Annotated in this window: 18 protein-coding genes and 2 pseudogenes; 15 read left to right on the top strand and 5 right to left on the bottom strand. The window is 63.4% G+C overall.

Annotation, left to right across the window (positions count from 1 at the left end; all coding sequences use genetic code 11):
- Positions 1-30 precede the first annotated feature (30 nt).
- The 3 genes and pseudogenes from YUO_RS0115970 to YUO_RS40875 all read left to right on the top strand — a co-directional run bounded on the left by YUO_RS0115970 (position 31) and on the right by YUO_RS40875 (position 4,719).
- Positions 31-1,563, top strand: coding sequence for an acyl-CoA synthetase (locus YUO_RS0115970; RefSeq protein ID WP_028348177.1), 1,533 nt, complete (start codon positions 31-33; stop codon positions 1,561-1,563).
- Positions 1,564-1,759: 196 nt separating this feature from the next.
- Positions 1,760-2,857, top strand: a complete 1,098-nt coding sequence (locus tag YUO_RS0115965) for a DUF2855 family protein (RefSeq protein WP_028348176.1) — start codon at positions 1,760-1,762, stop codon at positions 2,855-2,857.
- Positions 2,858-2,953: 96 nt separating this feature from the next.
- Positions 2,954-4,719, top strand: a pseudogene (locus tag YUO_RS40875) (flavin-containing monooxygenase).
- Here the strand turns inward: YUO_RS40875 and YUO_RS43800 are convergent.
- Positions 4,679-5,668: a DUF2380 domain-containing protein gene (locus YUO_RS43800; RefSeq protein WP_051379463.1), complete on the bottom strand. Its 990-nt coding sequence runs from the start codon at positions 5,666-5,668 to the stop codon at positions 4,679-4,681. The pseudogene YUO_RS40875 and the gene YUO_RS43800 overlap by 41 nt on opposite strands.
- Before the next feature lie 178 nt (positions 5,669-5,846).
- Between YUO_RS43800 and YUO_RS0115950 the strand changes: the two genes are divergently transcribed.
- The 3 genes from YUO_RS0115950 to YUO_RS0115940 all read left to right on the top strand — a co-directional run bounded on the left by YUO_RS0115950 (position 5,847) and on the right by YUO_RS0115940 (position 8,971).
- Positions 5,847-7,238 carry a sensor histidine kinase gene (locus tag YUO_RS0115950; RefSeq protein WP_235782723.1) on the top strand — a complete coding sequence of 464 codons (1,392 nt, stop codon included), beginning with the start codon at positions 5,847-5,849 and terminating at the stop codon, positions 7,236-7,238.
- A gap of 2 nt (positions 7,239-7,240) precedes the next feature.
- Entirely contained in the window at positions 7,241-7,906 is a 666-nt protein-coding gene (locus YUO_RS0115945) for a response regulator (protein ID WP_028348174.1), read from the top strand.
- Between the two features lie 96 nt (positions 7,907-8,002).
- Positions 8,003-8,971, top strand: coding sequence for a peptidyl-alpha-hydroxyglycine alpha-amidating lyase family protein (locus YUO_RS0115940; RefSeq protein ID WP_028348173.1), 969 nt, complete (start codon positions 8,003-8,005; stop codon positions 8,969-8,971).
- A 24-nt stretch (positions 8,972-8,995) separates the two neighbouring features.
- Here the strand turns inward: YUO_RS0115940 and YUO_RS0115935 are convergent, their stop codons facing one another.
- Positions 8,996-9,928 (bottom strand): LysR family transcriptional regulator, encoded by a 933-nt coding sequence (locus YUO_RS0115935; protein WP_028348172.1) that lies wholly within the window; start codon positions 9,926-9,928, stop codon positions 8,996-8,998.
- A gap of 199 nt (positions 9,929-10,127) precedes the next feature.
- Here YUO_RS0115935 and YUO_RS0115930 point away from each other — a divergent pair, with 199 nt between their 5' ends.
- Entirely contained in the window at positions 10,128-10,553 is a 426-nt protein-coding gene (locus YUO_RS0115930; protein ID WP_028348171.1) for a YybH family protein, read from the top strand.
- Positions 10,554-10,583: 30 nt separating this feature from the next.
- The gene (locus YUO_RS0115925; protein WP_028348170.1) at positions 10,584-11,216 is read left to right on the top strand and encodes a LysE family translocator; all 633 of its coding nucleotides are present in this window, start codon (positions 10,584-10,586) and stop codon (positions 11,214-11,216) included.
- Between the two features lie 113 nt (positions 11,217-11,329).
- On the opposite strand, the gene YUO_RS0115920 is transcribed toward YUO_RS0115925, so the two are convergent.
- The gene (locus YUO_RS0115920; protein WP_235782737.1) at positions 11,330-13,000 is read right to left on the bottom strand and encodes a chloride channel protein; all 1,671 of its coding nucleotides are present in this window, start codon (positions 12,998-13,000) and stop codon (positions 11,330-11,332) included.
- Positions 13,001-13,285: 285 nt separating this feature from the next.
- Here YUO_RS0115920 and YUO_RS0115915 point away from each other — a divergent pair, with 285 nt between their 5' ends.
- Positions 13,286-13,843 carry an HNH endonuclease gene (locus YUO_RS0115915; protein WP_028348168.1) on the top strand — a complete coding sequence of 186 codons (558 nt, stop codon included), beginning with the start codon at positions 13,286-13,288 and terminating at the stop codon, positions 13,841-13,843.
- Between the two features lie 167 nt (positions 13,844-14,010).
- Here the strand turns inward: YUO_RS0115915 and groL are convergent, their stop codons facing one another.
- Together groL and YUO_RS48925 are read right to left on the bottom strand one after the other, a co-directional pair.
- Entirely contained in the window at positions 14,011-15,651 is a 1,641-nt protein-coding gene (gene groL, locus YUO_RS0115910) for a chaperonin GroEL (protein WP_028348167.1), read from the bottom strand.
- A gap of 53 nt (positions 15,652-15,704) precedes the next feature.
- A pseudogene (locus YUO_RS48925) lies at positions 15,705-15,849 on the bottom strand (co-chaperone GroES); the annotation flags it as partial.
- 205 nt (positions 15,850-16,054) lie between these two features.
- On the opposite strand from YUO_RS48925, the gene YUO_RS0115900 reads away from it, so the two are divergent.
- From YUO_RS0115900 to YUO_RS0115875, 6 genes are all read left to right on the top strand, one after another.
- Positions 16,055-16,981 (top strand): division plane positioning ATPase MipZ, encoded by a 927-nt coding sequence (locus YUO_RS0115900; RefSeq protein WP_051379461.1) that lies wholly within the window; start codon positions 16,055-16,057, stop codon positions 16,979-16,981.
- 113 nt (positions 16,982-17,094) lie between these two features.
- On the top strand, positions 17,095-17,412 hold the full coding sequence (locus tag YUO_RS40860) for a hypothetical protein (protein WP_156908639.1): 318 nt from the start codon (positions 17,095-17,097) through the stop codon (positions 17,410-17,412).
- Between the two features lie 190 nt (positions 17,413-17,602).
- Positions 17,603-19,120, top strand: a complete 1,518-nt coding sequence (locus YUO_RS0115890) for an AMP-binding protein (protein ID WP_028348165.1) — start codon at positions 17,603-17,605, stop codon at positions 19,118-19,120.
- Positions 19,121-19,278: 158 nt separating this feature from the next.
- Positions 19,279-20,250 carry a S1C family serine protease gene (locus YUO_RS0115885; protein ID WP_028348164.1) on the top strand — a complete coding sequence of 324 codons (972 nt, stop codon included), beginning with the start codon at positions 19,279-19,281 and terminating at the stop codon, positions 20,248-20,250.
- Between the two features lie 63 nt (positions 20,251-20,313).
- The gene (locus tag YUO_RS0115880; protein ID WP_028348163.1) at positions 20,314-21,387 is read left to right on the top strand and encodes a carboxylesterase family protein; all 1,074 of its coding nucleotides are present in this window, start codon (positions 20,314-20,316) and stop codon (positions 21,385-21,387) included.
- Between the two features lie 118 nt (positions 21,388-21,505).
- A complete protein-coding gene (locus YUO_RS0115875; RefSeq protein WP_028348162.1) occupies positions 21,506-22,846 on the top strand; it encodes a hypothetical protein in 1,341 nt (446 codons plus the stop codon).
- Positions 22,847-22,853 lie beyond the last annotated feature (7 nt).

Here is a 22,853-nt window from a genome sequence, read left to right as displayed (position 1 = left end):
GCGGCGCGTCCGGTTAGCCCGGGAGAGAACATGACATCGATCATCAGCGGCGAACGCCAGATCAGCTACCCTGACATACACGCCCGCATCGCGCGGGCGGCAACGGGCTTCAAGGCGCTCGGCGTCAGTGGCGGCGTGCCCGTCGGCATGATGCTGCGCAACGATTTTGCGTTCTTCGAAGTCTCGGGCGGCGCAGCCGCGCTGGGCAGCCCGGTGGTGCCGATCAACTGGCATTTGAAGGCCGAGGAAGTCGCCTACATCCTCGCCGACAGCGGCGCCAAAATCCTGGTCTGCCATGCCGACCTGCTGCCGCAGATCAGAGACGGCCTGCCCGCCGACGTGCGGCTCCTGGTGGTGGCGACGCCGCCGGAAATCGCGGCCGCCTTCAACGTCGCGCCCGTACTGACGAGAGTCCCCGACGGCGTGACCGACTGGGACCGCTGGCGCGACACGCATGCGCCCTCGCAGGAATCGCCGATCGGTAGCGCGCCGATGTTCTATACGTCGGGCACCACCGGCCTGCCGAAAGGCGTGCGCCGCAAGCCGATGACGCCGGAACAGGCTGCGGCTTCGGCGCGGGTCGGCGGCATCGCCTATGGCGTCAAGCCGAACGAAGACCAGGTCGTCCTGATGAACGGGCCGATGTACCATTCGGCGCCGAACTCTTACGGCATGCTGGCATTCCGCAGCGGTTGCCAAATCGTGCTCGAACCGCGCTTCGATCCCGAAGACATGCTGCAACTGATCGAGCGTCATCGGGTTACCCACATGCACATGGTGCCGACGATGTTCGTCCGCCTGCTGCGCCTGCCGGATGAGGTGAAGCGTCGTTACGATCTGTCCTCGCTGCGCTTCATCGTGCATGGGGCCGCGCCCTGCCCGTCGCAGGTCAAGCGTGCCATGATCGGTTGGTGGGGACCGGTCATCAACGAATATTTCGGCTCGACCGAAACCGGCATCCCGGTGTGGCATTCGGCCGAAGAAGCGCTGGCAAAACCCGGCACCGTCGGCCGCGCCATCGAAGGCGGCGTCGTGAAAATCTTCCGCCCCGACGGCCAGCCGTGTGGCGTTGGCGAGCCCGGCGAAATCTTCATGCGGCAAATGTCCGTGCCGGATTTCGACTACCACGGCAAGGCCGGGGCCCGCGCCGAAGCCGGCCGCGACGGCCTCGTCAGCGTCGGCGACGTCGGCTATCTCGACGCAGACGGCTATTTGTTCCTGTGCGACCGCAAGCGCGATATGGTGATCTCGGGCGGCGTCAACATCTATCCCGCCGAAATCGAGAACGCGCTGATCGGCATGGACGGCGTGCGCGACTGCGCGGTATTCGGCGTTCCCGACGACGAATTCGGCGAGCGGCTTTTTGCGTGCATCGAGCCGGAAGCGAATGCGTCGCTGTCCCCGGCCGCCGTGCAGGAATTTTTGCGCGGACGTCTCGCCAACTTCAAGGTGCCCAAGGACATCCAGTTCATGGACGCCATGCCGCGCGAAGCCACCGGCAAGATTTTTAAGCGCAAGCTGCGCGATCTGTATGCGGAGGGAAAACTCTGCGCGACTGGTTAAGGTTCGTCATTCCGGGGCGCGTCGCAGACGCGAACCCGGAATCTCGAGATTCCGGGTTCGACGCTATGCGTCGCCCCGGAATGACGGGGTGAGATTTCGACGAGATTCCAAACACCGTTTTAAACATCATGACTGTTGCAAAACGGTCATCGGTCGGCGCAAAGATCGCTGCATGTGAAGCGCAGGGATCGAAACAATGCTATCCACCGACTTCGTCGTCGCCCGGAACGATCTGCAGCAATGCAAGACCATCGAGACGCAACTGCCTGATGCGGCCGCGCTGCCTGACGAGACGCTGCTGGTAAAGGTGACGCGCTTCGCCTTCACCGCCAACAACATCACTTATGCCGTGCTCGGCGATCATCTAAAATACTGGCAGTTGTTTCCGGCGCCCGAAGGTTTCGGCAACGTTCCGGTATGGGGGTTTGGCGAGGTGATCGCCTCGAAGCATCCCGGCATTGCCGCAGGCGAAATACTGTTCGGCTACTTCCCGATGTCGACGCATCTCGTGATCGAGGCTGCCGACGTCTCCAAGCGAGCCTTACGCGATGCCGCCGCACACCGGCAGGGCGTGGCGCCGGTCTATAATGCCTATGCACGCGTCAGCGGCGATCCGGCGTTCGCAGGCAGGCAAGGCGACTATCAGGCGCTGCTGCGCCCCTTGTTCATGCTGTCGTTCCTGGTTGATGACTTTCTCGCCGAGAACGAATTTTATGGCGCAAAAGGCGTAGTGCTGTCGTCGGCCTCCAGCAAGACCGCCTACGGGCTCGCGCACCTCCTGGATGCGAGAGATAACGGCATCAAGACGATCGGCCTGACTTCGCCGGGCAACACGACCTTCGTCAAATCGCTTGGCTGTTACGACGAGGTCGTGACCTATGAGGACGTAAGCTCGCTGCCGACGAACTCTGCGGTCGCCTATGTGGACATGGCCGGCAATACTCCATTACGTGCAACGCTGCACCAGCACTTCGGCGACCAAATGAAATACAGCGGAATCGTTGGGCTGACGCATCGCAAGTCGTTGCCCGCTGATTCGGCACAGGCACTACCCGGCGCCAAGCCGCAATTCTTCTTCGCGCCGGACCACATCCGCAAGCGCGCCAAGGAGTGGGGACCGGGCGGCGTCGACATGCGGTTCGGCGCTGCATGGTCCGGCTTCGTCCCGAACCTGGAACGTTGGATGAAGGTGACCGAGAACCATGGGCCCGCGGCGGTTCAACGCGCCTATCTCGACACCCTTAACGGCCGCGTCCCGCCGGATCACGGGCTGATACTTTCGCTCTCGGAATAGGCGGCATCTCCTCACGCCCTTTCCGCGCCGTCCGTAATAGGTATAGGCTCGCCCCCAAGGAAACGCCGCGAAGACGGCCGGTGATGGGAAACGCCCATGCTCGACAGGACGGACGACAGTTCGCTAGCCGCCGACACTTGGCTTGCGCAGTTTGAAGAAGCGCTCGGAAAACCCGACGAAGGGTTGTTGAAGACGCTGTTCCATCCCGACAGCTATTGGCGCGATGTGCTGGCGCTGAGTTGGAACATCCAGACGCTGAATGGCGCCGACGCCATTCTGAAGGCGCTTCGCCCTCTCGCTCGCAGCGCGGCGCCGACCGGCTTTGCCATCGCTCCCGATCGCGCTGCGCCGCGCAAGGTGATGCGGGCGGGCACCAACGCGATCGAGGCGATCTTCAAGTTCGAAACCAAGGTCGGGCGCGGCAACGGCATCATCCGCCTGATATCAGATGCGACGATGGCAACCGGTTGAAGGCCTGGACACTGCTGACCGAGCTTGGCGAACTCAAAGGTTTTGAGGAACAGCTCGGCGTGAACCGCCCGCGCGGCAACTCCTATTCGCGGGACTTTCGCGGGCCGAACTGGCTCGACCTGCGCAAGGCATCGGCTGAATATGCCGACCACGATCCCGCCGTTCTCGTCATTGGCGGCGGGCAATCCGGGCTCTCGATCGCCGCGCGGCTGAAGCAATTGAACGTCGATACGCTGATCGTCGATCGCGAAAAACGCATCGGCGACAATTGGCGCAAGCGCTATCACGCGCTGACGCTGCACAACCAGGTGCAGGTCAATCACCTGCCCTACATGCCCTTCCCGCCGAACTGGCCGACCTATATTCCGAAGGACAAGCTGGCCAACTGGTTCGAAGCCTATGTCGAGGCCATGGAGCTGAATTTTTGGACCGAGACCGAGTTCGAGGGCGGCAGCTATAACGAGAAGGAAGGCCGCTGGACGGTGACGCTGCGCTGTGCCGACGGCAGCCAGCGCAGCATGCATCCACGCCATGTCGTGCTGGCGACCGGCGTCAGCGGCATTCCGAGCGTGCCCGACATTCCGGGATTGAAGGACTTTGCCGGCAAGGTGATGCATTCCAGCCAGTATGACGATGGTGAGAACTGGAAGGGCAAGCGCGCCATTGTGATCGGCACCGGCAACAGCGGCCACGACATCGCGCAGGACCTGCATTCCAGCGGCGCAAAAGTCACGCTGTTCCAGCGCTCTTCGACGCTGGTCGTCAGCATCGAGCCATCGGCGCAACTGGTCTACGCGCCTTACAATGAAGGCACGCTCGAGGATAACGACCTGATCGTAACCTCGATGCCGTTGAAGCTGGCGCGCAAGAGCCACGCATTGACCGCGGAGAAGTCCAAGGCGCTCGATAAGGAATTGCTCGATGGCCTGGAGGGCGTCGGCTTCAAGCTCGATTTTGGCGAAGACAACACCGGCTGGCAGTTCAAATATCTCACCCGCGGCGGCGGCTATTATTTCAACGTCGGCTGCTCCGATCTTATTGTCAAAGGCGATATCGCGCTGAAGCAGTTTGCCGATCTCGCCACGTTCACGGCCACTGGCGCCAAGATGAAGAGCGGCGAGACAATCGCCGCCGATCTCGTGGTGCTCGCGACCGGCTACAAGCGCCAGGAAGAGCTGGTGCGAAAACTGTTCGGCGAGGCGGTGGAAAAGCGCGTCGGCACGATCTGGGGATTTGGCGAGGAGCAGGAACTGCGCAACATGTACAGGCGGACCGGCCAGCCCGGCCTGTGGTTCATCGCCGGCGGCCTCGCGCAATGCCGCATCGGCTCAAAACATCTGGCGCTGCAGATCAAGGCGATCGAGGAAGGGCTGTTGCCGCGAGGCGCGTGAGTTCTGCCTCGCGATCGCTGATTTGCCTGATGATGAAAGCTGCCGCGCGGCGCCAGGCCTCGTCGTTGTCGCCGCGGAAGCTGACGAGGCGCTCGAACACCACCTTCCGCGCCTTCACGTCGATGATGTCGAATTTCGCCCATTGCACGAGCGTGCTCATCTTGTGAACGCTGCCGATCAGCAGAAGGTCGGCGCCGGCCGCCTGCGCCTTGCCGAGCAACTGAGCGACGGTGAGGTCTCCGACAGAACAGGCGGTTGCCGGACAATCGAGATCGGCGCTTCGCAGCTTTCCGCTCGCCGCCAGATCGGTACGCAGCGAGGCCTCGAAAGTGCGCAGGCGCCGCAAATGATCGGCGCTTTGATCGATGACCTCGCCCGAGGTGTCGATATATTCGATTTCGGCGACTGCGAAGATGAGCGGCTTGTCCTGCGCCCGATCCAGCAGACGGTTCTGGATCAGCCACCGCGCCCCGCGGCCCCAGGCCACATTTGCGCCCATGCGCAGATCCGTCTGCTCGACCACGACGATCGCCCCGGATCTGGCGTCGCGTATCTTGAAGGTGACCGCGTATTCCGTTCGGGTGATTCGCGTGACGATCCCGATCATCGACTGATCTGCACCGAGGCCGGCGGCGATCCTGGCTTCGCAGCCCTGGCAGTCCCTCAACTTGCCTGCTTTCGCCGCTTGGTCGTTCACGGCGCTGAGGTCGACGATATTGTAGCGCCCGGACGCCGCGATCAGCCGGCGCGCTTCCTCCGTCGAAAGCCGCAATTGCTCGCGATCGATATCATCAGGAGGGACATAGGCGGCCCCGGCACTGAAATCCTCCAGTTCGAAGGGAAAGACTGCGATTTTGATCGGAGGCGGCGCGGGCGTTTCAGCGGCCGCAGCCGTCGCGAGCGCGGCCAGCACAATGGCCGGAGCGAGGATAGTGGCGATGGAGCGCATGGATCACCTCGGAACTGCTAAATCGGAGCTGCCTTAGTCGCCGCGATTTCGCCCGATCTGCTGCCCCGCCGAAACGGCAGCTTTCCCTGCATCAGCCGGGTGAAATACCCGATCTTGGCTTCCCGCGCTTTCTTCCCGTGGAAATTTGCTTCTATAGTCTAAGCCTATGGGAGGGAGCTTGCGACAGGCATCCAACTCCGTGGCGAGCCCTGTGCCCGCCATCGATCTGAAGCTGCGGCTGGCGTTACGCGTCGCGGCGCTTGCGGCAGTTTGCTTCATCGCCGTCGCGGCCTACGCCTTATTCGACAGCGACCGTGCCGCGAAGGCCAAAGCGAGCCGAATCGCCGAGATCGTGGCCCGGGATCTCTCGTTGCAGCAATCGCAGGCGCAATGGCTCTCCGTCTCCATCAACGCAACGCCGGATTTGCAGGGAATTGCGGCGCTGATGGAGCCGGGCCTTTGCATTGCCTACCGCGACACTACCGGCGCGTTTCGCCAGGGCGTCTGCAGTGGAGCGCCCGCAGACGAATTGGCCGCGCCCGAAAGCTTCGCCTCCCTCTATCGCACCGTCTTTCGTCCGGGTGAACCGGTCTCGATGCCGGTCCTCGTTGCCGGCAGTGCTCGGGGCATGGCGGTCGCAACCTTCGACCCCGCCACGCAGATCGGCCAGAGCTGGCGCGAGGTGAGCCGGCTGCTCTCCATCATGGCGTTCGCGCTGGCCGGGCTTTGTATTGCGGTCTATGCCGCGCTGGCGCGGGCGCTGCGGCCGACCCAGGCCGTTGCCACAGGACTGCGGCAACTGGCGGCTAACGATCTTTCTGCGCGCCTGCCGCGTTTCGACCTTGCGGAATTGTCGGCAATTTCCGGCGTCTTCAACACCCTTGCACAGCGGCTGCAGGCAACGCTTGCCGAACGCAACGCTCTGACGCGAAAACTGATCGAAGTGCAGGACGAGGAGCGGCGCCATCTTGCGCGCGAGCTGCACGACGAATTCGGCCAGTCGCTTTCCGCCATCGCGGCGCAGGCCGCCGCCGCCGCTCACACCGCGGAGCGCCAATGCCCGCCACTATGCGAGGAATGCCGGGGCATCTCGCGTACGACCGCGCATATGATGGAAACCTTGCGCGGCGCGCTGGTGCGCCTGCGGCCGCCCGACGTCGAGGAACTCGGCCTCACCGTCAGCCTCGAAAGCCTAGTTGCGGGCTGGAATGGCTTTGAGAAGGGCCGCACCCGGTTCGAGATCGCCGTCACTGGCAGCGCCGACGCCTTGCCGCCCGGTGTCAGCGCCAGTCTTTATCGCATCGCGCAGGAAGCGATCACCAATGCTGCCAAGCATGCACAGGCTAGGTGCGTGCAATTGCGTCTCGAGGCCGGAGACGCCGAGATCGTCCTGACCGTCGAGGACGACGGCGAAGCGGCCAGCGCCAGCCTGACGCCGAAGGCCGGCATGGGACTGCTCGGCATGCAAGAGCGCGTGGTTTCGCTCGGAGGGACCTTGCAATTCGAGCGGCGAGAGGCGGGCGGCGCCCGACTTGTCGCGCGCATTCCCACGATGCGGATGGAGTCTTAGACATGGCGGATGCCGGTGGCCGCACGCGCGTGATGCTGGTGGACGACCATGCCATCGTGCGCGAGGGCTATCGCTCGCTGCTGCAGAAGCAGGATCGCCTGCAAGTCGTCGCTGAAGCCGACAATGGGGCCGACGCCTATCGCGTCTACAAGGAAGCCAAGCCCGACCTCGTCATCATGGACCTGTCGATGCCGGGAATTGGCGGGGTCGAGGCTATCAGGCGCATCCGGCAATGGGATAGGTCGGCGCGCATCCTGGTCTTTACGATGCACCAGAGCGCGGCCTATGCGGTCCAGGCGATCAAGGCGGGCGCGTGTGGCTTTGTCACCAAAAGCAATCCGCCCGACGCGCTGCTGCGCGCGATTGCCGAAGTCATGGCCGGACGCATCGCGCTCAGCCCCGACATCGACCACGAACTCGCCATCGCCAGGCTCGCCGACGAGCCTTCGGCAGTCGACGCACTGAGCCCACGGGAATTCGAAATCCTGCGCATGCTGCTGGCGGAGAAATCCGTGGATGAGATCGCAAACACGCTGCATATCAGCGTGAAGACCGCGGCCAACACGCGCTATCAGATCCGCGCCAAGCTCGGCGTCGCCTCCGACATCGAATTGGTACGCCTGGCGCTTCGCCAGCGGATCATCGCGGCGGAGGATATGGGAAGCTAGGCTGGAAGAAACGTGCCATGCGCAAATCCCCCTCGTGCTTCGGGCAGGTCTCTGCAACACTCCTGGCCAACAAAATATCGGATTGGGGAGAAGCGCATGTCGGTCATTCTCGGCTCGGGCGAGCATCGATACCGCGTAGTGGAGAATTGGGCGAAGCTGCCGGACGGCTGGAGCCTGACCGACGTCGCTTCGGTCGCCGTCGACAGCAAGGACCGCATCTACGTCTTCAACCGCGGCGCCCATCCGATGGTGGTGCTGGACCGCGAGGGCAATTTCATCAAGAGCTGGGGCGAAGGGCTGTTCAACCGCGCCCACGGCCTGCACATCGATATCGACGACAATCTCTATTGCACCGACGATGGCGATCACACCGTGCGCAAGTGCACGACCGACGGCAAGGTGCTGCTCACCATCGGCATCCCGAACAAGCCCGCGCCGTTCATGAGCGGCGAGCCGTTTCATCGCTGCACGCATACCGCGCTGTCGCCGAAGGGCGAGATCTACGTCTCCGACGGCTACGGCAATGCCTGCGTCCACAAATATTCGCCGGACGGCAAGCTCTTGAAGACCTGGGGCGAGCCGGGCACCGATCCCGGCCAGTTTAATATCGTTCACAACATCGCCACCGACGCCGACGGCTGGGTCTATGTCGCGGACCGCGAGAACCATCGCGTGCAGGTGTTCGACGGTAACGGCAAATACGAGACGCAGTGGAATTATCTGCACCGGCCGTGCGCACTGTGCTGCTGCGGCGGCAAACAGCCGACATTCATCGTCGGCGAACTCGGCCCCGGCATGGCCGTCAATCGTAAGGTGCCCAATCTCGGTCCGCGGCTTTCGATCGTGGATTCGAAGGGCAAGCGGATTGCCCGCCTCGGCGGCGAAAACGGCCCGGGGCTGGAAGCCGGCAAATTCCTCGCCCCGCACGGCATCGCGCTGGATTCCAGGGGCGACATCTATATCGGCGAGGTCGGCGTCACCGACTGGAAGACCAGCTTTCCGGATACGCCGATGCCGCCGGAAGTCGGGGTAGCGCGTTGCCTGCAGAAGCTGGAGAAGATCTAGACCGGTGCTAGGGGCACGGCCTTGCTAGCGCCGGAGGCCGGAAGCGCGGGACCGGCCTCGCCCGTCAAACAGCATGTGCTCACGCGCGAGGCCTTCTCCGACGACATCGAAGAAGGCACGCACGCGCGCCGTCTTCTTCAGATCAGCATGTGTCACGATCCACAATTCGCCAACCAGATCCGACACCGCATCCGGCAGCGCACGGACGAGATCGCGATCCTCGTCCCCGAGATAGCAAGGCAGCAGTGCGAGACCGATGCCGGCCTTCGCGGCGATGAACTGATTGACGAGGCTGTTGGTCCGGTAGACGAAGGCATCATCTGGCACCATTCGATTGAGCCAGTCGGCCGCCATGATGCCGACTGCGGTTTCTTCCCATCCGATCAGGGCGTGGCGGCCGAGATCTTCGGGAGAGGAAACGGCCCCGCCTCTTTCTTTGAGATAGGCGGTTGCACCGTAAACCGTCCATGCGACGTCGGCGAGTTTGCGACCCCAGAGATCGCCCTCCTTCGGCCGCATCGGACGAAGCGCGATATCAGCCTCGCGGCGCGAGAGATTGAGGACGCGGTTGTCGACCACGAGCTCGACGACGATACCGGGATGGGTTCGCCGGAACGCGGCGAGATGGCTGGTCAGTTTTCGATAGGCGAGCGTCTCCGAGGAGGTTACGCGCAGGCGGCCGGAGGGACGGTGGTCGCGCCCCGCAATGTCGCGGTCGATGGCGATCGCTTCATCTTCCATCCGCTCGGCCGCTGCCGCCATCCGCTCGCCGGCAGGCGTTGCTTGATACGCTCCGCCGGGAAGACGCTCGAACAGACGCACGCCGAGCCGCGTTTCCAGGGCATTCAGGCGCCGAAACGCGGTCGAGTGATCAATATCGAGCGCTTTGGCGGCGCCGGTAAGGCTGCTTGCCCGATGCACCGCCAACACGAGTTGGGGCTCGTTCCAGTCCTCCATGGCGCAGACGTAAGCGCCGCTTGCAGTTTCGCAAGTGACGCTGGCGTATTCCCAACGTGCTTTCCGCCGCGCCAAACGTTACCTACCGCAACGGGAAGCGAGATGAGGAACTTAAGGTGACACCGATCCGGCCTTGCACCGGAGCGTCAGGCCACGGCCTCCTCGCATCGACAACCTTCAACACATGGGAGTCCGAGAAATGGGTGCTCCGTCCCCCGAACTTTGCAATCTCTGGCTGGCACGCGCGTTCAATGCGCAGGACGTTGACGCCGCGGCAGCGATGTACCACCCCGACGCCTCGATCGTTCAGGTCGACGAGGTCCATGGCGGCAGCACCGTCGTGCGCGGCGCCGACGGCATCCGCAAGACGATGGCGGCCTATGTCGGATTGAAGCCGCACATGGATGTCGTGACCCATCACACGACGGTTTCCGGCGACTTCGCGATGACGCGGTCGCAGTGGTTGATCAAGGGCACCGACGAAAACGGCAAGCCCACCGAGGTGCATCACCATGGTATGGAGGTTCACCGCAGGATGCCCGACGGCACATGGGTATTCTTCATGGATCACCCGTTCGGTGCCGATCCGAGCTGGGCGGTCGAAGCTCCGCCGCACACCGAATAGTCGGCCGCGTTACCAACTCGGAGGTCTGCAATGCAAGAACTTGCCACGCTCGCCAGCATCGTCGCCGCGCTCAGCGTCGGGGTGATCAGCCCCGGCCCCAGCTTCGTGATGGTGGCGCGCGTCGCTGTCGCATCAAGCAGAATTCGAGCGCTTGCTACAGCCTTGGGCATGGGTGCAGGCGGTGCGATCTTCGGCGCGGCGGCGCTGCTCGGACTCCAGAGCGTCTTGCTGGCGGTGCCCGCGCTCTATGCAGCACTCAGGGTGCTGGGAGGCCTGTATCTCTGCTACCTCGGCTTCCTCATCTTCAGATCGGCGCGGCAGCCTGTCACGATGGTCGCGGCCGGCGGCGAAGCCAGCTCCCGGCCCTTCCGCGCGTTCTGGCTGGGCGTCACCACACAGGTGAGCAACCCGAAGGCAGCCATCGTCTACGCAAGCGTGTTCGCCGCTTTTCTCCCCGCGTCCTTCTCGCTGGGGTTCGCCGCCGCGCTGCTTGCCATGGTGTTTCTTGTTGAGTCCGCCTGGTATGCGTTGGTCGCCGTTCTCTTCTCGTCGTCAGGGCCGCAACGGGCCTATTTGTCGTACAAATCCTGGATCGATCGCGCGGCCGGCGCCGTCATGTTCGGCCTGGGCCTGAGGCTCGTGACCAGCGCCGCCAAGCCGTAGACACCATGCATTGCCTGTCTTGATCCGTTTTTTTCGCAGACGGAGTTTACGCAATCAGCCTGAAGTTGATTGCTACGCGAACCGGCAGCCACTTGGCTCGAACGCCATGTCGCTCAGACCTCGCCGATTGCCTCCCGCCTGCGTTTGTCGGATTCTTCCGCATAGCGCCGCATGGCATGGGCTTCCGTGAGAATCCCGATCGGCCGGCGTTCGCCATCGGTTTCGACGACCGCCAGCGATTCCGCTTCGGCGGCGTCAAAGACCGCGATGGCTTCCTGAATGTTCATGACGGGATACAGCACGACCTCCCGATGATGCAGGATGCCAGCGAGGCCGCGCGTGAAATCGATATCCGGTGCATGCGCCTCGGCCACCAGCGCCAACCCCACGTAGTGTCCCATGGCATCGACCGCCACGACCTGCGTCTTGGACCCCAATGGAAATTTCAGCCGGAACTGCTCGATGCCGACACCGGCGTCAACCGTGGCGACGTCCGACCGCATCAGGCGCCGGACGGTGAGATCACGGATCCAGCCGACATCGGCGGCACTGCGGATGGTCTCGCCGCGCAGATGCAGGCGCCAGGTCGCAAACGAGTAGCCGAACAATTCACGGGTAATCTGGGTGGATATGATGACTGCGGCGAGCACCACTGTGGTGAGCCAGAGATTGCCGGTCGATTCCAGCGCGATAAACGACATCGTCAGGGGGCCGCCGATCACGGATGCCGACAGCGCGCTCATCCCGATCACGGCATAGACATTGGGATCCAGCGCAAGACCCGGCCAGAGCAGATCGACGCCGGCGGCGTAGAGGCGGCCACCGAGCGCGCCCATCAGCAGAGTAGCGAAGAACAATCCGCCACGGAAGCCGGAGCCGAGCGAGACAATCGAGGCCAGCGCTTTCAGAACGAAGACGCCAGCGATCATCTGCAACGGCATCGAGACGAGGCCGGAAAAATGCAGCGCGCCATGCCCGGACGACATCACCTGAGGCGTCAGCAGCGCGAACAGACCGACCCCGAGGCCGCCGAGCGCCGGGCGCAACGGCGGCCAAAGACGGATCTTCGCAAGCCCCATCTCGCACAAGGCCACACCGCGCATGATGAGGATGCCGAACAACGCCGCCAGAACCCCGAGCAGCGCGGCAACGGCAAGATCGCGTCCGACCACATTGCCGACCGGGCCGACGCTGATGCCGAACGACAGTTCCTCAAATCCGTGGGTGACGAAATAACCCGCCACGGCGGCGACGCCGACCGGCGTCAGGCTGGCCGACGTATAGCCTCCGATCACAAGCTCGAAAGCATAGAAGGCGCCGGCGAGCGGAGCGCCGAACGCGCCCGAGATCGCAGCCGCCGCCCCGCAACCGACCATGATGCGCTGGTCGGCGCGGCGCAGGTGAAACCCACGGCCGAGCGAAGCGGCAAGGCCGCTCGCAAGCTGTGTATAACCCGCTTCAAGGCCGACCGATGCTCCGACACCACTGGACCAGGTGGTCTGCAGCGCCACGATGACGCTGCCGCGAAACGACATACGCCCGCCATGCAGGGCATTGGCTTCGATGGGATCGATCTCGCGCGCAGGTCGCCAGCGCAGCAGCAGCAGGAAGGCCACCCCCAGCAGCAAGCCGCCGAGGCTTGGAACCAGCACGGCACGCAACATCTCGATACTAGGCTGGCTGGAAAGCCGCTCCGTAAGGCCGATGTTGAACAGCAGCGCGTGGAGGGCGGCCACCGCCACACTCATCGCCAGCACCACCAACCCGCCGACGGTTCCGATCATCGCTGCCAGAACCACCAGGCTCGTTTCATGGGCGCGAACGAATGCCCGCAACCGGCGTGGCGCCTCAAGATAACGTGAAGGGGTGGGCCATTCCTGGGTCCGCCAGCGGCTGAGCAATGCCCGTCAGGTCCCGATTTAGCGGTCTTCTCGGCCATGATGCAAATCGGGGCGGAACGGCGGCATCAGCGGATAAGCCCCGGAACGCTCTTCACAATCCCGTCACGCTGCCTGTAGTATGCAGGACACACGCTGCTTCGCAGCTAACATGGGGGTCAGGAGCGTTACTTGAACGCACATGTCTCGCAGGGCGGTTGGCCGGTATTGGTGCTGAACGCGGATTTCCGGCCGCTGAGCTACTACCCGCTGTCTCTCTGGTCGTGGCAGGACGCGATCAAGGCGGTGTTTCTCGATCGCGTCAACATCGTCGAGCACTACGACCGCGCGGTACACAGCCCGAGCTTCGAGATGCAGCTTCCGAGCGTGGTGTCGCTCAAATCCTTCGTCAAGCCGAGCACGCATCCCGCCTTCACCCGATTCAACGTTTTCCTGCGCGACCGCTTCGTCTGCCAGTACTGCAACGCGCATGACGACCTGACCTTCGACCACATCATTCCGCGCAGCAAGGGCGGTCAGACCACCTGGGAGAACGTGGTCGCGGCCTGTTCGCCATGTAACTTGCGCAAGGGCAATCTGACCCCGCAGCAGGCGAAGATGTTTCCGCGGCAAACGCCCTTCGCGCCGACGGTACATCAACTGCATCGCAACGGCCGATTATTTCCGCCGAACTATCTGCACGATAGCTGGCTGGATTATCTTTATTGGGACACCGAACTCGATCCATAAGGATCCGCGCGGATTTATCCGTACCTTCGATCGGTTGGCCTTCGGTTCAAACTGGCACCGACATCAAGACAAATGCGTCCCGCCCCCGAGGCACACGCGTCAAAGTGAAATTGAATCTCCGGTGACCGGCGCGCCATTCCGGGCCCGCCAGTCACCTTGAGGTCTATTCAGATTTGATAGTCCATGTCGGCCATGCTCGCGCCCGGAGCTGTCGGCGGGGACTTCTTCTTCGGGAGTTCAGCGACCATTGCCTCCGTAGTGACCAGCAGGCCCGCCACCGAGGCGGCGTCCTCCAGTGCCGTCCGCACCACCTTGGTAGGATCAATAATCCCCTTTGCGATCAGGTTACAGAACTCGCCGGTCTGGGCATCAAAGCCGAAGGCGTATGTATCCTTGTCCAGGATTTGTCCGACCACGAGTGAGCCATCCTCGCCCGCGTTGATGGCAATCTGGCGCGTCGGCCACGACAGCGCTTTCTTCACGATCTCGACGCCGTAGCGCTCATCCTCGTTGGCTGCTTTCAGCCTATCGAGCGCCTTGACGGCACGGAGCAGGGGAACGCCGCCGCCGGGCAAAATGCCTTCCTCGACTGCAGCGCGGGTGGCATGCAGCGCGTCGTCGACGCGATCCTTGCGCTCCCTTACCTCGACCTCGGTGGCCCCGCCGACGCGGATCACCGCGACGCCGCCTGCGAGCTTGGCGAGCCGCTCCTGGAGTTTCTCACGATCATAGTCGGAGGTGGTCTTCTCTATCTCGGTCTTGATCTGGGCAATGCGAGCCTCGATATCGGCTTTCTTGCCACCGCCGCTGACGATCGTCGTATTCTCCTTCTCGATCCTCACCTTCTTGGCGTGGCCAAGCATATTGATAGTTACGCTCTCCAGCTTGATGCCGAGATCCTCTGAGATCATGGTGCCGCCGGTAAGGATGGCGATATCCTGAAGCATCGCCTTGCGGCGATCGCCGAAGCCGGGCGCCTTCACTGCCGCGACTTTCAGTCCGCCCCGCAGCCGGTTCACGACAAGGGTGGCAAGCGCTTCGCCCTCCACGTCCTCGGCAATGATGAGCAGCGGCTTGCCTGACTGCACGATCGATTCAAGCAGCGGCAGCAGCGGCTGCAATCCCGACAGCTTCTTTTCGTGAATCAAAATGTAGGAGTCTTCGAGCTCGACCCGCATCTTCTCAGCGTTGGTAACGAAGTAGGGCGAGATATAGCCGCGGTCGAACTGCATTCCCTCCACCACTTCGAGTTCTGTCTGCAGCGACTTGGCCTCCTCCACGGTAATGACACCGTCGTTACCGACCTTCTTCATGGCGTCGGCGAGGAAGCGGCCGATCTCAGCGTCGCCGTTGGCCGAAATGGTTGCAACCTGCGCGATCTCGTCATTCGACGTGATCTTTTTCGAGTTCTTCTCGATATCACTGATCAGCGCATCGATCGCGCGGTCGATACCGCGCTTGAGGTCCATCGGATTCACGCCTGCGGCGACGGCCTTCGCCCCCTCTTTCACGATCGCCTGCGCAAGCACGGTGGCAGTCGTGGTGCCGTCGCCAACGCGATCCGAAGTTCTCGACGCCACCTCGCGCACCATCTGCGCGCCCATGTTCTCGAACTTGTCGTCAAGCTCGATCTCTTTCGCGACGGTCACGCCATCCTTGGTGATGCGTGGCGCACCGAACGACTTCTCGATAACGACGTTTCGTCCTTTCGGACCAAGCGTGACCTTCACCGTATTGGCGAGAATGTCGACGCCGCGCAGCATCTTCTCGCGGGCATCGACCGAAAATTTGACTTCCTTGGCAGCCATGGTCTTGCTCCTAAGATACTGTTCCTCGGTTGCTCATCACATCGGGCGGGCTTTCAAGCGGGCTTACGACTGGCGCCGGCCTCCCACCAGCACGCCCATAATGCCGTCTTTCAAGATCAAACCGGTGCCATCGATCTTGCTCGGTGCCGATCGTTTGCCGAACAGCACGCGATCGCCCACCCGAACGTCGATCGGAACCTACACCATGCGACCTAGGTGGGTCAGGATTGCGCCGCAAGGGGGCTTGCAAGAATCACCGGGCATCGCGCCCGCCTGGCCGTTCCAGGAACAAACCGGCTGCTCGCGCAGTTATCCAATCCCTTGGCCTGCAGGGGCGGCTGCCGCCTTGCGGATCATGTTCCTCCTGAGCAGGCTTGAAGCAACCGATGGTTAAGGCGCAGCCGTGCTTACCGCGCCCGTACATCAATTGCGTCCCCCGCCCCATGTCGTCGTGGTTGGTAATGAGAAGGGCGGCTCGGGCAAAACCACCATCGCAATGCACGTCGCCGTTGCGCTGCTGAAGGCCGGCCAGCGTGTCGCAACCGTCGACCTCGACGGCCGGCAGCGGACCCTCACGCACTATGTCGAGAGCCGACGCGGCTGGGCGCGGCGGAGCCAGGTCGATCTGGAGCTGCCGACGCATTTCTGCATCGCCCCCGTCGAAGGTGTCATGGTGGCGCAAAACGAGGCCGCCGAATGCTCCGATTTTCAGCGAGCCATTGCCGCCGCAGCGCAGGACCGCCATGACTTCGTCGTGATCGATACGCCGCCACATGACAGCTATCTGATGCGGCTCGCGCATTCGATCACCGACACCCTGGTGACGCCGCTTAGCGACAGTTTTGTCGACCTCGATGTGCTGGCGTCGCTCGATCCGGTGACGTTGACGGTCACCGGGATCAGCCATTACGGCGAGTTGGTCCGCGAGACGCGTCGCCATCGCCGGCCGCTCGATGGCGCCCCCATCGATTGGGTAGTCCTGCGCAACCGGATTTCGCCGCAACGATCATCTACCGCCCAGGTTGTTTGCGGCTGCCTGCAGGAGCTGGCCCTCAATGCAGGTTTCCGGGTTGTAACCGGCTTTCACGACCGCCCGATTTATCGCGACCTGTTTCCCCGCGGGCTCACCGCGCTGGACGAGCTATGCGAGACAGTGCCCGGCATCGACGTGGATGTCTCTCGCCGCCCCGCGTGCCGCGAGATTGAGGACCTGATCGAGGGGTTGAAACTGCCGGTCAACGATCGCGGCCGCCGCCGCGTGGCGCTGCGCGCCGAGTGGTTTGCTTCTCGCGACAGCCCGCTGGATACCGATATCCTGACCGGTCCGTAAGCGGAGGTGTCATTACGGAGCTTGCGGCCAACAACTTCGTGAGCGCCAGGAACGACCGTGCGTGGTGTGGGTTCGTTGGAAGCCGTAACAAGCAGCAAAGGAGATTGCGGAACATGACAATGAAATCGCGCATTTGCTCGATGGCCGGCGTAGCAGTCGCCGGCTCGTTGGCCTTCGGCGTCACCAGCGCATCCGCGCAGGCAATCTATGTCGATTCGTACGTCGACCCCTATCCCGTGGCAGTGGCTCCCGGCAGCGTTTACGTCGCACCGGCGCCGGTTGTCACGGCACCGCCGATTGTGCGGCCACGCACCGTCGTGGTCAGCCGTCGGGCCTATGTGCCGACCCCTGCGTTTGGCGCGCCGGTGCCTGTCGACTACGGACCCTACGGCTACACCACGGAAGTCGGTTATGGCATTTCCGACTGGTGAGCCTATCGCGTAGACGCCCGACGCCGGCGTTGGAAAAGGCCCCGCCGAGGCGGGGCCTTTTCTTTTCAAAGTCTGCCTTGCATGCTCCGGTCTCCCTTCACGCCGCCATCCAATTCTGCCACGGTAGCTTTTGAGGCGCCCGCCTCGTCAGAAATTAAGAGCGGCATCAACGCTCCAACGGAAACGCCCCATGCTCATTCCCATCGCCGACGTGCCACGCTGGTATGCCGAACGGAAACCGAAGGACACGATCGCGGTCAGTCACGGCACGGACGCCATCACCTGGGAGCAGCTCGAACGCAACGCCAACCGCCGCGCCCGCGCTTTCGCCGCCAAGGGCGTGAAGCCCGGCGATTTCGTCGCGATCGGGCTTCCCAACAGCAACGTGTTTTTCGAAACCACGTTTGCGGTATGGAAGTGCGGCGCGACGCCGACGTCGCTGACCTGGCGATTGCCGCGCGGCGAGGCCGCAGCCGTGCTCGATATTCTCAAGCCATCGCTGGTGGTCGGCGGCCAGGCGGACTGGAATGCGCCGAATTCGCTGCCCGCCGATTTCACCCCCGAAGGTTTTTCGGACGAGCCGGTGAACAATCCGGTGGCGCGCTACTGGAAGGCGATGACCAGCGGCGGCTCGACCGGGCGGCCGAAAGTGATCCTCGATCACCGGCCCGCCGTGATCGATACCGCCGGACCGGCGGCGCTCGGCATGCCACTCGGCGCTTCCCTGCTCAACCCTGGCCCGCTCTACCACAACGCGCCCTTCATCGTTTCGCACACCGCGCTGTTCCACGGTGGACGCGTCACCGGCCTCGTCAAATTCGACGCCGAGGAATGCTTGCGCCTGATCGAGGCCAGCCGGGTACAGTGGGTCAATTTCGTGCCCACCATGATGCACCGGATCTGGGCGCTGCCCGAGGAGGTGCGCAATTGCTACGACTTGTCGAGCCTGCAGATCGTATTTCACATGGCCGCGCCGATGCCGCCATGGCTGAAGGAGAAATGGATCGAGTGGCTGGGACCGGAGCGCATCTACGAGCTCTATGGCGGCACCGAAGCACAGGGCGCCACGATCATATCGGGCGTTGAATGGCTCGAACACCATGGCTCGGTCGGCAAGATCGGCGACACCTGTCGCTTAAGGATCATCGGCGAGGACGGCAACGATGTAGCGCCGGGCGAGACCGGCGAGATTTATTTCCTGCCCAATGACGGCCCGGGCTCCACCTATCACTATCTCGGCGCCGAGCCGAAACGCCGGCCTGACGGCTGGGAATCGCTCGGCGATATCGGCCGGCTCGACGCGGAAGGCTATCTCTATCTCGGCGATCGGCTCGCCGACATGATCCTGCGCGGCGGCGCCAACATCTATCCGGCCGAAGTCGAGGCTGCGGTATCGGCACATCCCGATGTGCGCTCCTGCGTCGTGGTCGGCCTGCCCGATCCCGAATTCGGGCAGCGCGTGCACGCTATTCTCGAACTCGACCGGGGCACAGACGCGAAGGCTATCGCCGACGGCATGGCTGCGTTCCTGGCCGACCGGCTCAGCCGCTACAAACACCCGGAAAGTTTCGAGGCCGTCGATGTCGGCCTGCGCGACGATTCCGGCAAGGTCCGCCGGACGTTGCTGCGCGACGAACGCGCCGGCTGGTTGAAGGAGAACCGCGAATTCCGGATCATGCCGGCCCGCGCGCGGGCAAATGTGGAATGACCTTAACTGGCCCTGGAACAATTGTGAATCTGCCCCCTTATGAGTCGCATGCCGGCCCATTTGGGGGGACACTTTCAAGACGGCCGTTTGCAGCATAGACTGTGACGAATTTCCCGCGCTTTCGCCCGAACGCGCGCCGGTTTGCCAGGAGACCATCCATGCCTTCTTTGACCGAATGGAGAGTGCCGCCCGCAAACCAGCCGCGCCCGGGCGATTACGCCTTCGACCTCGACAAGGCCCTGTCGTCGGTGGTCGGGCTGCATTCGATCATTCCACCCGATGCGTTCAGCGCCGAGACGCTCGGCACCGAACGCGCCGGCAATGGCGTCGTGATCGATGACGGGCTGGTGCTGACGATCGGCTATCTCATCACCGAGGCGGAGGCCGTCTGGCTGCACCGCGGCGACGGCCGCGTGGTGGAGGGCCACGCGCTCGGCTTCGACTTCGAGTCCGGCTTCGGCCTGGTGCAAGCGCTCGGCGACCTCGACCTCGATCCGCTGCCTTTCGGTTCTTCCGCCACTGCTGCAATCGGCGACCGCGTCGTGGTCGGAGGCGCCGGCGGGCGCACGCGCTCGGTCGCCAGCCAGATCGTGGCCAAGCAGGAATTCGCGGGCTATTGGGAATATCTGCTGGATGAGGCGATCTTCACCCATCCCGCGCATCCCAATTGGGGCGGCACCGGGCTGATCTCGAGCCGCGGCGAACTGATCGGCATTGGCTCGCTGCAGCTCGAACGCGAGCGCGAGGGCAAGGCCGAGCACGTCAACATGATCGTGCCGATCGATCTGCTGAAGCCCGTACTCGACGACATCAGGAAATTCGGCCGCGCCAACAAGCCGGCGCGACCGTGGCTCGGCATGTTCACCACCGAAATCGACAACCGCGTCGTGGTGGTCGGCATCGCCGGCAAGGGACCCGCGGCGCTTGCCGAACTAAAGACCGGCGACGTCATTCTCGCTGTCAACGGCGACAAGATCACCAGCCAGATCGGCTTCTATCGCAAGCTCTGGTCGCTCGGCAGCGCCGGCGTCGACGTACCGCTCACGGTCTACCACGAGGGCCTCACCTTCGACGTCGTGCTGGCTTCGACCGACCGTGCCAAGCTATTGAAGACGCCAATACTTCACTAGATCAGACTTCACTCGATCAAGATTTCACTGGATTGAGGCTGCATTGAAATAGGGGATGGCGTGATGAGTGAGGCCGTGGTGGACGACATCGTGGCCGTGCTGCCGCCGCTATTGCAATCGCTGGAAGCCCTCGGCTTTATCGCGCGCTACCTGAACCCGCCCGACTTCGACCGCGTGATGGAGGCCGCAGGCCAGCCTGACGAGGCCTTGCGCGCAGTCCGCTCGAAGCTCGCAGAATGGCCGGCGGAGTTCGCAGATATCAAGACCTCCCTCGAAACGGCGAGCGATGCGACGCTCGCCGCGTTCGCTGCTCTGCGCGTCGTGCAAAATGGCAATGGCGATCTCGTCAGCGTGTTTCGCGCACTTCGCTACGCTCCGCGTGCGCAGGAGGCGCTATATGCGCTGGCTGCAAAATTGCCGCCGGTGAGTGAGTTCTTCGTCGAACCGTCGCTGCGCGACGACGACGATCTCGCGGCGCGGCTGGCGGCGCCAGCCAATCCAAACACCGGCGTCTTTCACGACCATGACGAGCCGGGCAGCCGTGGCGGCTTCTCCGCCTACGTACCGGAATATTACGCCCCCGACCGCGCGCTTCCGCTGGTGATGGCGCTGCATGGCGGCAGCGGCAATGGCCGCGGTTTTCTGTGGAGCTGGCTGCGCGACGCCCGTAGCCGCGGCGCGATCCTGGTCGCCCCGACCGCGACCGGCTCGACCTGGGCACTGATGGGCGAGGACACCGACACGCCGAATTTGATGCACATCCTGGACGCTGTGCGCTCGCGCTGGAACGTCGATCCCAGGCGGATGCTGCTGACCGGGATAAGCGATGGCGGCACGTTCTGCTATGTCACGGGATTCGAGAGCGCCTCGCCGTTCACTCACCTCGCGCCGGTCTCGGCAACGTTTCATCCGCTGATGGCAGAAATGGCCGACGCCGACAGGTTGCGTGGCCTGCCCGTTCATATCGTGCACGGCCGGCTGGACTGGATGTTTCCTGTACAGGTGGCGCGGCAGACCGCCCAAGCGCTGTCGGCCGCGGGTGCCAACGTCATCTATCGCGAGCTCGACGATCTCAGCCACACCTATCCGCGCGAGATGAATGTAGAGATATTGCAATGGCTGAACGGCCAAGCCTGACCACCGATGATGCTGCCGACACAATCTCGTCTGAATTTATCCCTATGAGCAGAACAACTTAGCCAACAACGTGGGGGCGTTGATCAGCCGGTTCATTGGAACCGCGAGAGGATACGTCATGCCCTCGAACACCGGCCCCGGCGCTCCCGCGGCTACTGCGCCTGCCTCCAATTCGCTGTTGCTCTCGAAAGGCGTCACGCGCCTCGAAGTCACGCTGAAGCTGACGACTGCGATTCTCGCGCTGGCCGCCGGCGTCTACACTTATCTCGGCGTCCGTGAGCTGCTCAACGGCAACCCGACTACGGTGTTCTTCGCCGCTGTGATCTATTCGGTTGCGGTATCGGTCGGCATTTACGCGTTCTGGATCTTCCTGATGCAGTTCATGCCCCACGTGGTGGACCGCACCGGCCGCGGCCTGATGTTCGGCTGCATGCTGCTGGGCTCGCTGATGATCGTGGCGATGTCATCCTGGCTCAACGCTTCGGCGCTGGCAGGCGCGGCCGCGATCCAGCAGCATCTCGCCATCACTGTGCAGAATTACACCCGCGACCTCGATACCGCCAACAGCAACGCTATCGCCGCGCAAGGGCTGTTGCCGGACATTCAGTTGGCGTCATCGCGGTTTGCGAAGCTGGCAGACGCCGAACGCGCGGGATCACTGACCGGCACTTCCGGATCCGGCACCGTCGTGCAGCTTCTGACGCAGATGTCCGGACAGCTCGATAGTCTCGGGCAGGAAGTCCAGGCATCGGCCAAGCGCGTCTCGACCCTGTTCGAGCAGGGCGGCAAGCATCTGGCGAAGATGCGCGAACTGATTTCCGACCGGGGGCCGATCTCGACGCGCAGCGACGCCTTTGCGACGGAATCGCTGGCGCTCTCCGGCGTGATCGCCAACCTGCAGCAGACCTCGGTGGCGCCCGCCGTCAAGCGCGCGGCGGCGTCGCTGTCGTCAGGCTTCATCGCGCCCGCCGCGGGCGGCCGCACGGCCGATCTCGCCGACCGGCAAACTGCCATGGTCGGCAAGGTCGAGAGCTCGATCGCGACACAGGCGGCTTCGCTCGCCGAGGCGGCCGACAAGATCCTGGCTTTACCACGGGTCGAGCCGGCCCGATTCCAGACCATGTCGCCTGCCGAGGCCGTGCTTCGTTACGCCGGCGATTTCATTCCGAGTTGGGCCGGCGCGATCTCGATCGATTTGATGCCGGCGGTGCTGGTCTTGATCCTGTGTGTCGTGCACGCCGCGATCCGGCGCGAGGGGCTTCCCGCGTTCAGCGCCTCTGACATGACCGCGGGCGAACTGGTTGCGGCCCTGCAGATGGCCCGCGAAGTCGAGGACGCGCGCCGGGTGGCGCCACGTGAGTCCGGGAGCAAGGCCCGCACTGAAGAGCCTGTGGCCGATCAAGCGGCGGAGACGGACGAAAACGTTACCTCGCTATCGTCGGCGCGGCATACCAAGTAGGTTTCGC

This window comes from Bradyrhizobium murdochi (genome assembly GCF_000472965.1).
Taxonomy (GTDB): domain Bacteria; phylum Pseudomonadota; class Alphaproteobacteria; order Rhizobiales; family Xanthobacteraceae; genus Bradyrhizobium; species Bradyrhizobium murdochi.
Note: the sequence above shows the minus strand (reverse complement) of the source record. Positions and strands in the feature narration are given on the sequence as shown.